Annotated in this window: 12 protein-coding genes; 4 read left to right on the forward strand and 8 right to left on the reverse strand. The window is 36.5% G+C overall.

The annotated features are described in order from the left end of the window. Positions 1-10: 10 nt before the first annotated feature. Positions 11-877 carry a polyamine aminopropyltransferase gene (speE, locus tag ACMAYX_RS00560; RefSeq protein ID WP_412471379.1) on the reverse strand — a complete coding sequence of 289 codons (867 nt, stop codon included), beginning with the start codon at positions 875-877 and terminating at the stop codon, positions 11-13. Between the two features lie 27 nt (positions 878-904). Then, positions 905-1,837 (reverse strand): adenosylmethionine decarboxylase, encoded by a 933-nt coding sequence (locus ACMAYX_RS00565; RefSeq protein ID WP_103217050.1) that lies wholly within the window; start codon positions 1,835-1,837, stop codon positions 905-907. Between the two features lie 229 nt (positions 1,838-2,066). Here ACMAYX_RS00565 and ACMAYX_RS00570 point away from each other — a divergent pair, with 229 nt between their 5' ends. After that, positions 2,067-4,013, forward strand: a complete 1,947-nt coding sequence (locus ACMAYX_RS00570; RefSeq protein WP_103217051.1) for a sigma 54-interacting transcriptional regulator — start codon at positions 2,067-2,069, stop codon at positions 4,011-4,013. Between the two features lie 56 nt (positions 4,014-4,069). Here the strand turns inward: ACMAYX_RS00570 and ACMAYX_RS00575 are convergent, their stop codons facing one another. The 5 genes from ACMAYX_RS00575 to fsa form a co-directional block, all read right to left on the reverse strand. Then, positions 4,070-5,641 carry an intermembrane transport protein PqiB gene (locus tag ACMAYX_RS00575; protein ID WP_412471380.1) on the reverse strand — a complete coding sequence of 524 codons (1,572 nt, stop codon included), beginning with the start codon at positions 5,639-5,641 and terminating at the stop codon, positions 4,070-4,072. Then, positions 5,634-6,230: a paraquat-inducible protein A gene (locus ACMAYX_RS00580; protein WP_412462534.1), complete on the reverse strand. Its 597-nt coding sequence runs from the start codon at positions 6,228-6,230 to the stop codon at positions 5,634-5,636. Before ACMAYX_RS00580 ends, ACMAYX_RS00575 begins: the two co-directional genes overlap by 8 nt. Further along, on the reverse strand, positions 6,217-6,879 hold the full coding sequence (locus ACMAYX_RS00585; RefSeq protein WP_103217054.1) for a paraquat-inducible protein A: 663 nt from the start codon (positions 6,877-6,879) through the stop codon (positions 6,217-6,219). Before ACMAYX_RS00585 ends, ACMAYX_RS00580 begins: the two co-directional genes overlap by 14 nt. 58 nt (positions 6,880-6,937) lie before the next feature. Beyond that, a complete protein-coding gene (locus ACMAYX_RS00590) occupies positions 6,938-7,834 on the reverse strand; it encodes a matrixin family metalloprotease (protein ID WP_412471381.1) in 897 nt (298 codons plus the stop codon). A gap of 178 nt (positions 7,835-8,012) precedes the next feature. Next, positions 8,013-8,657 carry a fructose-6-phosphate aldolase gene (fsa, locus tag ACMAYX_RS00595; RefSeq protein ID WP_103217056.1) on the reverse strand — a complete coding sequence of 215 codons (645 nt, stop codon included), beginning with the start codon at positions 8,655-8,657 and terminating at the stop codon, positions 8,013-8,015. A gap of 113 nt (positions 8,658-8,770) precedes the next feature. Here fsa and ACMAYX_RS00600 point away from each other — a divergent pair, with 113 nt between their 5' ends. Continuing rightward, positions 8,771-9,604, forward strand: coding sequence for a hypothetical protein (locus ACMAYX_RS00600; protein ID WP_146037783.1), 834 nt, complete (start codon positions 8,771-8,773; stop codon positions 9,602-9,604). 4 nt (positions 9,605-9,608) lie between these two features. Here ACMAYX_RS00600 and ACMAYX_RS00605 read toward each other — a convergent pair whose 3' ends face one another. Further along, positions 9,609-10,583 (reverse strand): tyrosine-type recombinase/integrase, encoded by a 975-nt coding sequence (locus ACMAYX_RS00605; protein WP_158246805.1) that lies wholly within the window; start codon positions 10,581-10,583, stop codon positions 9,609-9,611. A 133-nt stretch (positions 10,584-10,716) separates the two neighbouring features. On the opposite strand from ACMAYX_RS00605, the gene rnc reads away from it, so the two are divergent. Together rnc and era are read left to right on the forward strand one after the other, a co-directional pair. After that, a complete protein-coding gene (rnc, locus tag ACMAYX_RS00610; protein WP_392992148.1) occupies positions 10,717-11,571 on the forward strand; it encodes a ribonuclease III in 855 nt (284 codons plus the stop codon). A 24-nt stretch (positions 11,572-11,595) separates the two neighbouring features. Continuing rightward, positions 11,596-12,564, forward strand: coding sequence for a GTPase Era (gene era, locus ACMAYX_RS00615; RefSeq protein ID WP_103217060.1), 969 nt, complete (start codon positions 11,596-11,598; stop codon positions 12,562-12,564). Positions 12,565-12,584: the final 20 nt, after the last annotated feature.

The following is a 12,584-nucleotide window of genomic DNA, read 5'->3' on the forward strand; positions in this document are numbered from 1 at the left end:
AACTAAGTCCTTATGGGTTTTGGATTAAACCTTCAAGATTCTTCTTCATAAATGTTGGCAGATAGAAAGCTGCCTTATGAAGTCCTGCATTGTAGTAAGAGAACTCAAGTCCAGATTCTGCTACTGCTTCTTCTCTAAAGTCATTAATTGGGTGAGTGTCGCTTTTAGTTGCAAAAGTAAATGACCACAGTCCACCAGGGTAAGTTAGGTTAGAGAAGTTATAGATAAATGTATTTTTGAAAATATCATTTAAAACACCAAGCATACTCTTTTGAATCTCTGCTTCAAACCAAGGCGATTCACCTTGAGAAACAACGATACCATTATCTGCAAGACACTTATTTACGTTTGTGTAAAATTCTGGACCAAATAGAGGGGCCGCTGGACCGATTGGATCAGTAGAGTCGATAATGATAACATCAAACTTTTCAGTAGTTTCTTGAACAAATTTAACACCGTCACCGATGATAAGGTCTAATTTTGGATGACCTTTAAGTACTTCAGCAGTTTGTGGAATGAATTCCATACATGCTTCACATACGGCGCCATCAATTTCAACCATTGTACACTTCTCAACAGAAGCGTGGCGAAGAACTTCTCTTGCTGTACCACCGTCACCACCACCGATAACGAGAACGTTTTTTGGATTAGGGTGAACAAATAATGGAACGTGAGAAATCATGTCGTGATAAGCGATTTCATCTCTTTCCGTTACCATTACTAGACCGTCGTTAAGAAGCATTTTTCCATGCCCTTTTGTTTCAACAACGTCTACTGTTTGGAATTCTGTTTTTTTCGAGTAAAGAACGTTCTCTACTTTATATCTCATTCCGTAAAAATCTTTATATCTTTCTTCAATCCATAGGTTACTGTGCATAGTTGTCTCCTAAAATATTTAAATTAATTAAAGTAATTTGTAAGGTTTTAAGCGGTTTGTACGTAGCTTGTAAAAATGAGAAAAGTACATGATGTATCCACATTTTAAGAAGCTTTCAACTTGCGTCTTTGCCTTGTATTCACCTGGGTTAACATTTAAACCACAAGTCCCGTCTTGATTAGGGCAGAACTCGATGAAGTCATAAGAAATTGGTTCCATGGCATCGATTAGAACACTTGCAATTTCTTTCATATCAATATCAGTTTCAAAACTAATATATGGGCACTCTTCTTGCGGAGTAATATGGCAAGTGAAGTAGTTATCATCTTTAATCGCATTTAAAGAATATCCGTAAGGATTGAAAACAAAATCATCTAGTTCAAATCCTGGAAGAATCTTATCAAGCTTTAATAAGTCTCTAATTTGATTTTTTGTCACATTCTCATCTGTAAGAAGTTTTCTTGCTTCACAAGAAATCTCATACATTAGAAGCTCATAAGTATGATCATCTGCTGAAGGAGTGTATTCTTGATCTAGGAAATAAATATAATTGTGATGGTCGTCGATATTTCCAAAACGAAGCGCTGTTCCATTAAATTTATTTTCTAATAATTTTATATCATCCATAAAAGTTGAGTGCTGCATATGTGAGAAGTACTCATTCTTTCTTTGAAATATAAGTTGTTTAATTGAATCCTTGCCATATTCGCTTGTGAAGAAATCAATGGCCTGAATCAATGTCGTTTGTCCACAAGTGATGATAAGCATACGATCTTCCCAAACAAATAGGGAAGATTCTGAAAGTAGGAAAGCTTTCAGTTTGTCATTCTTTACACTAGATAGGATTGTCGCTTTCGCTTTTTCAACTAGCTGGGCCCAAAATGTATCAGGGATTTCTAGTAAGTTAAGGCCATCTTTAACGATAATTTCGGCCTTCTTTTCTGAACCTTCAAAAATCATAATTCATCCAATTTTAAATGCATTTATACCTGCTTACTTTACGCAAGTACTCAATATTACAACTAATTTTAATATCACATCTTATTGCTTGTGGGCCCATCAGGCAAGTAATAAGGAGCAAATGCGGCCAATCATATAGATTTTATAGCCAATAATTTTGGGCAACAGCCTAAAGTTTTAACCAAATTTTACCGATTAATAACTGTATAGCATTAATGAGGGGATTATCATGCTCGCCAGTTTTTCAGAATTTAAGTTCTTTCAGTCTTTCAGAATACCTGTAGAGGAAGCAGATAACCTACGTTTTCTTATTCAAAAAGAAGATGAAGTAGGACATCTAGAATATATCGATGATGCAAAGCTTGTTGATATTTCAATAACAGGTTTTGGCTTTAAAACTCATGAGAGAATATCTGTAGGAACGGAGCTTGAAGTTTCTTTGCAATTTAAGAAAAAGCATCTTGATCTTACGGGGCGAGTTGTTCGCGCTTTCTCGAATGTATTAGAAGACGAAGAAATTATCTACGGTGTTGAGTTGGATGTTGAAAAGGGAATTAATAAATTCCTCGAAAGCTATATCATGAGCTTCTCTTCAGAAAGACTTAAAGACTGTTTAATTCAATCAGCACTAAAAGAGCGCTATACAGATCCTAATGAAGGATTTGAAATGTTCTCTCTTTTACTTTCTCTATTTAAAGACATCACTCACTTTGGTGACAAAGAAGGGTTTCTTGATACTATGCTTGAAGAAGTTATCCGCATTTTAAATGCACAACGCTCTTCAATCTTTCTAATTAATCCAGATACAAATGAGCTTGAGGCCATTGCAGCGTTAGGGCTTGATAAGACTGGTTTAAAGTTTGATTACCGTCTAGGTGTTGCTGGATCTGTTTTTACAACAGGTGTTGCGCTAAATATTTGTACGGAAAGTGATGAATCACGTTTTAATAATGCTTTTGATGAGCAAAATGGATTTACGACAAAGTCGATTATCTGTTATCCAATTCATAACCGCGAAGACAAAATTATTGGTGTCATTGAAGTAATTAATAAACGTAACGAAGACCGTTTTACAATTGAAGATGAAAAAACAATGAAGGTTCTTGCCCTTGTTTTCTCTTCAGTATTTCATAGCTTCAACCCGATTTCGAATAATTCTAAAATTCGTAGGTTCTCAGCTCCGTATGATCGTCAGTATGCAATTATTGGAAACACAGCTGGTGTTAAGTCGATGAGAAATTCAATCTCAAAACTTAAAGATCTAGATAGTCCTGTATTAATCACTGGAGAGAAAGGTGTTGGTAAAAATCTTTATGCAACTGTTTTACACTTTGAAGGTAAGCGCGGTCTGCATGAAGTTAATACAGTAAATTGTAAATTACAAGATATGCAAAAATTAGAGGCCCAGCTATTTGGTCCTGATGAAGAGAAATGCGTTTTTTCAAAGACTCAAGGTGGAACAGTAGTTCTTAACCACATTGAGAACCTATCTTACGAATGGCAAGAGAGGCTTTTTGATGTTATTTCAAATAGAGGAACTCCTGGTGGTATCGTAAGCATCGATTGTCGAATTATGGCAACTTCTATTAAGGATTTAGGAATTCTAACAGATGAAGGTTTATTTCACCGTGATCTTTTTGAATTCTTATCACAAGCGCAAATAAATATTGACCCACTAAGACGTCGTGAAGATGATATTGAAATGCTTGTTGAGTATTTCTTAAAAGTTGAGTGCAAGAGACAAGGCCTACTTCTTAAGAGCTTCTCTAAGAAGGTTATGGAGCAAATTCTTCAGTACGACTGGCCAGGAAATGTTTACGAGCTAAAAAAATGTATTGAGAGAGCTGTGCTATATCATCCGAAATCACATATTATCTCTGATATTGAAATCAATGATGGTGTATCACCTTTAGTTGATATCTCAATGAAGCAAAAACAGTTTGGTCAAATTGATCACGTAACGGATTTTACTTTACCTCTAAAAGATCGTCTTGCACTAGTTGAGCGTGAGATGATTCTTAATGAGATTAAGAGAAATTTTGGTAACAAATCTAAGGCCGCAAAAGAGATGGGAATTTCAAGAGAGGCACTTCGTAAGAAGCTAATTTTCTCTCAGGAAGTACTTGATGCTCTTGAGAGTCCAGCAGAAATTACGAAAGAAAAGAAAGTTGCTTAAACTTAGTAATAGTAGAAATAAAAAGGCCTCGCAATGCGAGGCTTTTTTATTATAATTTATAGTTCAATAATAGGTTTCCATTCAAGCCAATCTTTATCGGCCTTTTTATGAATTCTAAAATAATCTTTTTTACGCTGTGAAAACTTCTCTGGGGTTGCAAACTCAACTCCACCCGATAAAAGCGTTTCTAGTGATTGTGTGCTGATCTTTGCGCCTGAAAATAATCCGAATTCAACATCAACTCCACTTACATTCCAAAACTTTGTCTCTTCTTTCAAAAGTCTGTGGTATGGAGAATTCACAAAGATGTCTGCGATAACATTCTTAGCGCGTGTATTAAGTCTTACGTCTGTAATAACTCCCACTTGAATGCCACGATAATAAACACCTTGGCCTTTTGCTAGAGAGTTTCGACGATCACTATAAAGGCTGAGTCTTTGTCCATATTTATTATGAACTTCTTTGAGTGGAGCTTGTTTCAAGGCCTTAAATCTATCAGTTTCTTTACTCTTTCTATATCTTGAGCGACTGATATCAACAGCTATATAATTTCCAGTAAGTGCATCTAGTGACTCAATCCCACTAAGAGAAATTTTTGGTTTAACTTCCCAAAACTGTGCACCTTTAACTACAACTTTTTCAAACTCTTTCTTTATATTGGCCTGTACTGTTAGTGTTGATTTATTACGATCAACTTTTGAGCCTGTCACATAACCAATAATGATACTTCTAAATTTAATAGGTGTTTTAATCTTTGAAACAGCACTTCCCAGTGGGAACTCTATTGAAATTTCTTTACCTGGAATTGTTTCTTCGTACGATGAGTAGAGCTTATAGCTCTTTTCGAAGTTTTCTTTTAAGATTGTTTCATCATCACTTTCAAAATTAACAAATGAAATTCCTCCTCTTACAAGAGAAGCTAAAGATTCAGTTCTAACTTTTACTCCAGCAAGTGAAGCATCAACACTTATTCCGCTAACATTGTAAAACCTAGATGTTGAGTGAATAAGATTTTGGTAACGATCTTCAATGAAAACAGTAATATCAACACCATCTCTTTCCATATCCAGATCATAGCCTGTTACTTCACCAACTTGAATCTTGTTATAGTAAATAGGTGAGCCTATTGAGATAGGGCCAAGTTTGTCGGCGTTTAGCTTGATATAGATACCATCTTTTCTAAGACTTCTTGGTGTTTCATTTAGGGCATCAAATTTTCTAATGAACTTGCCTTTAGCTGGATGCATGTTGATAAATTTACCACTAATAATTGTGCTTAAGCCTGAGATACCTGAAAGATTAACAGTTGGGCTTACTAGCCAGAACTTTGTATCCTTTGAAAGATACTCACGCATGCGTGGATTCATCTCAACATGAACGGCAACACTTGTAAGGTTTTCATTTAGTTCCGTATCTTTTACACGTCCTACAATTGTTCCTTTATAGATAATTGTCGTTTTACCTGGAATGATCCCATCAGCATTTCTGAAGTTGATTGTGATATATGAGCCACGGGCCATTAAGTTTGTATACAAAAGCCAGATCCCAATAGAAACCGCAGCAACAGGAAAAAACCATATTGGATTTATTCCTTTTTTGTTAACAACTTGAGGTTTTGCATTACTCATATCTTTCCTTATCATCCCAGATTAATCTAGTGTCCACTTCGTTTGAGGCCAGGATGGTTAGTATTACAACTGCTGTAAAGTAGAGCACTGCGGGCTCTGCCTTTATTTGAGAAATGAATTCAACATTAACAAGAATAACGAGTAGGGCGATGACAAAGATATCAAGCATAGACCATTTTCCAACGATATGAACAACTCGATATAACTTTGTTAACTTCTTCTTTTTTCTCTCATCTAAAGTATTTATATTATCAATGATATACCAAAGTGAAATGATTTTAAATATTGGGACAATTATACTTGCCGCAAAAACAATCATGGCAATGGGATACATTTTTAAATTGATTAAGTTTATGACACCACCAAGAATTGTTCTTGGTGTACCTCTGTTAAATGTAAGAACGGTCATCATGGGAAGTAGATTCGCTGGTATATAAAGCGCGATGGCCGCAATTAAATAGGCTTTACAACGTGAGATTCCTTCGTAGTTTCGAAGCTCGATCTTTGCTCCACATCGTGTACATGTAAGAATAGAATTTACTTTCTGACACTTCGGGCACAGGGCCTTTTGATGATCAATTCCTCTCATAAAGCCTCTTCCATAATTCATCAAAATGAGTAACCGATTGAAGTAGAATGTTATTAACCATGAGGAGGATTAAGCTCAGAGTCCCTATTGTGAGCTCAACATCTGAGCGGTCGACCATTTTGGATACGGTAACAATAATCCCCATAAAGTAAACATCAACCATAGACCACTCATGTGAAGGTGCAAGGTACTTCAAAAGAGGCCTACCAATATTTCGATTAATAAATTTGTTTTTAAAAATTATTGATAAATATACAAGCAGTCTAAAGAGTGGAATAAGGATAGCGAAGAGAACCACGGAGATTGCTATTGGCCAATAAGCTTTAGTGGCAAATGCGAAGACTGACTGATAAGTCGATGTTTCTAAATTACTACCTGCCATATGAATTTTTAATACTGGTAGAAAGAATGCCGGATAAAATAAGAGAAGGCCTGAGATTGTAAGAACTCTTACCATGCGAATCGTGCTATCTCCGCGGTAAAGAGTGTAGCCACAACAGTGACAAACGGCCTTTTGTCTCGGGGCGATTAATTCAAATTCATAAAGCTCATCACAGTCAGGGCAGAGGATTAATTTTGAATTATCCTTTAGCGTTTCCTCATCAATTGGAAGAGACGTTTTGTCTGTGTCGTCTAGAATTATGGCCATACTAATATTAGGCCATAAATTACTGATATTTTTAAGAGAGCAAACCTTGCACTATGGACTAAAACGCCTTGTGAATATCAATTAACTTACCGTCTAAGTAGTGATTGCATGACCCATCTGTACGAAGCTCAATATAGCCATGAATAAGCTTTGGTGGTTCATCTGAGTCTTCATTAGTTGACTCATCTGAGCTGGCATCAGTACTACTAAGTGCTGCTGTTCTAACTGCGGCCGTCATTGCTGTGGCATTATCGTAGAGGTTTTCGATGGTTTTAGAATCATAAAAGCTTAGAGTTCTCTTCTTTTCTCCACCGCCAAGCTGTGGATACATAATTGATTCCACTGAACTTGAAGTCGTGTGCTTAAGGCCTATTAAATGCCCAAGTTCATGTAAGATTACAGATGGCATATCGTAATCAGAAGTTATGACATTGTCTTTTTCAAAAGTGAACCAGTAGTCACGTAAGTTAACGATAATATCTCCGTGAACCATTCGAAGGTAATCACCTTTGTGTTCTGCAAAGTATGAAGTAATGGCCAGAACACCATAACCAACTTCAGGGTACCAGTCTTGAGTGATATAAATTCCGACTTCACCATCATAGAAGTCGTTTAGATTTGAAGAAGGGGTACGAGAAGCCGCTTGCCCATGACCAAGTACAAAGTAATCTCTCTTAGAGTCAGCATCATTCCATGCCTTTTGCATCTCTTCCATCATATCGTACTCTGGGTAGTCTCCATCGTCAGCGGCAGCTAGAGGAAGGCTATCAGATCCACCATCAAGGTCATTAATAATATTGAAATCATTGTGAACTTTTACTGTTAAAGGCAGGGCAGAGGCATTCCAACGAAGGGGTAATGCTGCTAGGGATGGGCCTTTTTCTGGCTCAGCAACACACGAGATTGTAGCGGTACAAAAACACGCTAATAGAAAAGTTGATTTTAAAAAATTCATCCCAAACCTTTACCAAAAATAAAAGAGCGAAACGCTCGGATATGTGCTGGTAAGCACTATTTTAATAGATATCGGTCTGTGGGAATTTAAATTTAGAAAAAATAAAGAAACGGGGAGCATAACTCCCCGTAATCACAAATATTATTTATAGATATTCTTTAGATGTGATAACTGCTGATTATTTCTGTGACTTCGCGTGATCGGCCAGAAATTGTGCCAGTCCTTTTTCAGTCAGTGGGTGAGCGAAAAGTGACTTGATTACACCAAATGGCATTGTTGCGACGTCTGCACCTACCATTGAGCAGTGCTTAACGTGATCAGCGTGGCGAACTGAAGCAGCTAGTACTTCTGTTTCAAATCCATAGATATCATACATATGGCGAATTTCTTGGATAAGAGTCATTCCATCTGCACCGATATCATCTAGTCTTCCGATGAATGGAGAAATATAAGTTGCACCATTTTTAGCTGCTAGTAATGCTTGGTTTGAGCTAAAGCATAGAGTTACGTTTGTTTTGATTCCGTTCTCGCTGAACCATTTACATGCAGCAATTCCATCTTCAGTTAGGGGAAGTTTAATGACGATATTGCTGTGAATTTTAGCAAGCTCGCTTCCTTCCTTAATCATACCTTCTTTGTCAGTTGCAATAACTTCAGCTGAAATAGGCCCGTCGATAATTTCACAAATATCTTTGATAACATCAACTTGTGAGCGTCCTGTTTTAGCAATGATTGATGGGTTAGTTGTTACACCATCAATGATGCCCCATTTTGCTGCTTCTTTGATTTCGTTAATATCACCTGTATCGATAAAAAATTGCATTCTTTGCTCCTAAGGGAAATATAAAAATTAACTAGTGAAATTTATCATGGGCAGGGGTAATGGACAAGTTTTCTGCCTCTTTTAGTAAAGACGTTTTGCGCTATAATGAACATATGAGATTAATACTTCTAGTATTTTCATTGATTATTGCCCAAGCTCAGGTCGTGGCCAACGCTGATGGTTTTATCATCAAAAAAGATGATGTTCGCAATAAGAATATAAAAAAGGACTATAACGCCTACGAAAATTATATTAACGATCATGGCTTTGATACTTTCTATGATCCAAGTGTCGATTATTCAAAATTTTCAGGACGTGTGACAGATAAGGATCCATCTTCAACAGTGTTTAAAATTCAGGTCGAGTCTCGAAATGTTAAATTTCTAAAACCATCTGATACAGTCTTTTTTAATGTTGCAAGAAATATGGATAATGATCGCTGTAAAGGACATGTGCGCTCTAGTGAAGATAAGTATATAACAATCTATGCTAAAGACCTTGAAGACTGTTGGGGTGAAAACTCGTCTTTAAGAAGAGGTACAATTCTTGTTTTTGAAAGCAAGATGCTCTCGGCCCGAATCAAGGAAGCATCACGCTATCGCTTGTCTCTACTTGCTAAGAAGAGAGATTTTACATTTCAGTTGAATGACGTGAATAAATTTGTCTGGGGATTTTCTCAAAAGCAAGTTGAAGTAGCGGCCGATTATGATAAGCAAATTCTTGAGCTTCAAAGAAAGAAAGACGAGGCCTTAAATTTACTACTTTCAAAAAAGAACGATCAAGTTCGTCTGCAGGCTGAACTCATTTATAAATTGGATAAACTTGATCAAGACCTTAACTTTTACCGCGTTGAAAAAGATGAGCTCTACACTGATCGCTGGCATCTTGATAAGGATGCAGGCCTGCCTGTTTATGACAGACCAGTTCCAATTAAAAACTCTTATTAATATTTTAGATTAATTTATCTTCATTCATTGCCAATTCAATAAATTGGTCGTTATAGAAGTGCTTATCCATATGTTCTTTATATGGCCTTAGAGAATATGCTGGCGAAACTCCTAACCATTCCTTCATTGTTGTCTCATTAACTCCATTATGAAGCCAAGTAAAAATACAAGACTGACGAAGTGATTTAGGTGTTATTTGAATCATCAGTTGGCTGCGCCACTCTTCGAATAAGAGCTCCATTCCACGTGCAGAAAGCCCTCCTGAGAGGATTTTGTGTGCATTGGCATTAAAGAGTAAGTGAGGGAAGTTATGTCCCTGCTCTTTTTTAACTTTCTCTAAGAGCTCAACATATTCATAAAATAGTCGTCCAAATATAGCTGGAAAAGTAACTGTATAAGGATCACGCTTTTCATGGGTGATAACCGCTTTTATTTCATCTCTAAAAGAGAAACTAGAAACTTTAATTTTTGAAAGCTCGCTTACTTTAAGACCACCAAGGTAGATGGCACTAAAGATAATCCCATTTCGCTTGGCCTTTAGTTTTTCTAGGTCATTTTTGGCCGTACGCTGATCATTTAAGATTGTATGCCACAAGCTTTTAATGTGGGAGAATGTCGCAGGTCTGGGAATATCTAAAAACTTTGGTGAAGTTGGAATCTTTCTAACAGGATTCGCGTTAAAAATACCTTCTTCAACTAAGTGATCAAAAAAGATTCTTAGTGCCTGTACTCGACGGCGACGAGAGTTATCTGAGTTGTACTTGGCCTCTAGAAATTTACCGTATTCAAGAATCTCAAGGATTGAGTATTGTTCAATACTGGTTTGCTTTGCACTTTCTGTAACATATTGGTTAAAACAGGCCAAGTCTGTTCGATAATTCTTAATTGTGTTTAGGCTTCGGCCCTTGGCCTCTATCTTCTTGAAGAAGGCTTTTTGCCACTTTTCTAACTTGTTTTTATTGGCTGTAGTGATTTCCATATCCATCCTTAAACTACGTATATTACTGAATATATTAACGAACCTGTTATTATTTCACAAGAAGAAGCTTAGGCTTGCTTTTGGTGGGATAAAGCATTATAAATGGCCTTAACAATTTAATATTAGGTGATTTATGCTCGAGACGACCTCACTCGCCCCGCAAGGGAAGAGTAATCCATTTGCCCATGCATTTTATGTGCACACGATTGCAAATTTTAAGCAATCTGGTGACGCTAATGCTACTGGTGCATCTGAGCAAAATCACAAATTCTTAATCGATACATTCCTTAAATATTCAAATATTGAAGAGAAGCTTCTAGCTACTTTCAATTTAAATTTTACAGACAACGCACTTCTTATGCGTGCTTTTACGCATAGTTCATATGCTCACGAGGCCAAAGTAAAAGTGAAAAGCTATGAAAGACTTGAGTTCTATGGTGACTCTGTTTTAGGTGCTTTTGTTACTAAGAACCTCTTTTTAAATTTCGAAAATATGAATGAGGGGCAACTCTCTAAGCTTCGTAGTGCTCTTGTTAATGAGGAGAGTCTAAGTGCTCTTTCGAACTTTCTTGGTCTATCAAATTTTCTGATTGTTGGAAAAGGTGAGCTAGATGAGGAAGTGAACAGTGGGATTCTTTGTGATCTTTTTGAATCTCTACTGGGAGCTATCGCAATTGATCAAGGTGTTGATCGTGCCGATCAGTATTTAAACACATTACTATCAATGTATGAAAAAGAAGTTGGAGAGAAGTTTTTTTGTGAAAAGAAGCTTTTGGACTTTGATCCTAAGACAAAGCTTCAAGAAGAAACACTAGCGCGTTTTAAATGTTTACCAGAGTATCGCGCCACGAAGATTGAGCAAGAATTTAAAATTGAGCTCTATGTAAATGAGCAATATATCTGTGAGTTAATCTCTCATAGCAAGAAGAATGGAACAAAAGAAATTGCAAAAAAATGCTTAAAAGATAATTTATTAGATCGACTTTAATAGGTTTAATTTGACGGAGAAATTATGTTATTAGAAAATCAACACCCAGACAACAAATCACTTATGGCAGCAATCGTTGGAGCTCCAAACGTAGGAAAAAGTTCACTTGTAAACTACTTACTAGGAATGGATTTATCAATTGTAACAAGCAAGCCTCAAACAACTCGTAATAAATTTCACGCAGTATTTACAGTTGATCATACTGAAGTTGTTTTAGTAGACACTCCAGGTCTACACAAAGCAAGTCAAGAACTTAACAAAAGAATTAATCAACAAGCAGTAGAAGGTGTTGATGGTGTTGATGTAAACCTTCTTCTAATTGATTTAACAAAGGATATCCTTGGCCAAATTAAAGACTTTAAAGAATATATTGGTGGTAAAGAGTTATCAAAAACTTGGTTAGTATTCACGAAATCTGATCGTGTTGAAAATGCTGAAGCGCTTCCTCTTGATAAAGTTTTTGAACAAGCAAAAGAAGTTATTCCAGCACTTGAGAAGTTTTTCTGCATTTCAACTAAGTCAGGGGATAATGTTCACTTACTAACAGCTGCTCTTTGTGATAACGCACAACCAGGGTCACACCTTTACTTAGATGGTGCAATTTCAAATAAGTCACAAAGATTCTTCGCAACAGAATATATCCGTGAGCAAGCTTTTGAATTATTAAAAGATGAGCTTCCATATGAGATGGCCGTAGTAATTGATGAGTACAAAGACTTTAAAGATAAGACAGGGGAATTTGCTGCTCACATTTCGGCTTCAATTCTAGTTAACCGTCCTTCCCAACGTGCAATCGTTGTTGGATCTAAAGGTACAATGATTAAAGAGATCGGTATGCGTGCTCGTAAGAAAATTGCTGCAATGACTGACGGGACAGTTCACTTAAACCTACACGTTAAAGTTTCTCCAAAATGGTTTAAGAATAACTTCGTACTTGAAGAGCTTGGTCTTCCAAGAGCAACAAACTCTGCACGTGTTTGGAAGAAAAAATAATTTAATTTTAAGAAAATAGG

Source organism: Halobacteriovorax sp. RT-2-3, assembly GCF_047085075.1.
Classification (GTDB): Bacteria; Bdellovibrionota; Bacteriovoracia; order Bacteriovoracales; family Bacteriovoracaceae; genus Halobacteriovorax_A.

Excerpts from the sequence above, each read along its gene's own strand:
- speE (WP_412471379.1), bottom strand. The coding sequence starts at position 877 with ATGCACAGTAACCTATGGATTGAAGAAAGATATAAAGATTTTTACGGA.
- ACMAYX_RS00565 (WP_103217050.1), bottom strand. The coding sequence starts at position 1,837 with ATGATTTTTGAAGGTTCAGAAAAGAAGGCCGAAATTATCGTTAAAGAT.
- ACMAYX_RS00570 (WP_103217051.1), top strand. The coding sequence starts at position 2,067 with ATGCTCGCCAGTTTTTCAGAATTTAAGTTCTTTCAGTCTTTCAGAATA.
- ACMAYX_RS00575 (WP_412471380.1), bottom strand. The coding sequence starts at position 5,641 with ATGAGTAATGCAAAACCTCAAGTTGTTAACAAAAAAGGAATAAATCCA.
- ACMAYX_RS00580 (WP_412462534.1), bottom strand. The coding sequence starts at position 6,230 with ATGAGAGGAATTGATCATCAAAAGGCCCTGTGCCCGAAGTGTCAGAAA.
- ACMAYX_RS00585 (WP_103217054.1), bottom strand. The coding sequence starts at position 6,879 with ATGGCCATAATTCTAGACGACACAGACAAAACGTCTCTTCCAATTGAT.
- ACMAYX_RS00590 (WP_412471381.1), bottom strand. The coding sequence starts at position 7,834 with ATGAATTTTTTAAAATCAACTTTTCTATTAGCGTGTTTTTGTACCGCT.
- fsa (WP_103217056.1), bottom strand. The coding sequence starts at position 8,657 with ATGCAATTTTTTATCGATACAGGTGATATTAACGAAATCAAAGAAGCA.
- ACMAYX_RS00600 (WP_146037783.1), top strand. The coding sequence starts at position 8,771 with ATGAGATTAATACTTCTAGTATTTTCATTGATTATTGCCCAAGCTCAG.
- ACMAYX_RS00605 (WP_158246805.1), bottom strand. The coding sequence starts at position 10,583 with ATGGAAATCACTACAGCCAATAAAAACAAGTTAGAAAAGTGGCAAAAA.
- rnc (WP_392992148.1), top strand. The coding sequence starts at position 10,717 with ATGCTCGAGACGACCTCACTCGCCCCGCAAGGGAAGAGTAATCCATTT.
- era (WP_103217060.1), top strand. The coding sequence starts at position 11,596 with ATGTTATTAGAAAATCAACACCCAGACAACAAATCACTTATGGCAGCA.